The following is a 224-nucleotide window of genomic DNA, read 5'->3' on the forward strand; positions in this document are numbered from 1 at the left end:
TCGGCCACGGTGGTGTAGACGGCCTTGATCGAGCGGTCGATGAAGACCGACAGGTCGTTGGCCTGCACCACGGTGACCGACGGCGGCAGGTCGCGCTGCAACTGCGGCATCACGGCGCGAACGCCGTCGGCCACCTCCAGCGGGTTGGCGGTGGCGTTGCGGATGATGCCGGTGCTGATGGACGGCACGCCGTTCAGGCGCACGCGCGAGCGTTCGCTGGCAGC

The 224-nt window shown here is 69.6% G+C and carries 1 protein-coding gene; it reads right to left on the reverse strand.

What is annotated here, in order from left to right; all coding sequences use genetic code 11:
• Nucleotides 1-224 (reverse strand): efflux RND transporter permease subunit (locus B3E43_RS11395; RefSeq protein WP_292029545.1); only part of this gene is annotated, 224 nt, incomplete at both ends.

It is taken from the genome of Brevundimonas sp. UBA2416 (assembly GCF_002343105.1).
Lineage (GTDB): Bacteria > Pseudomonadota > Alphaproteobacteria > Caulobacterales > Caulobacteraceae > Brevundimonas.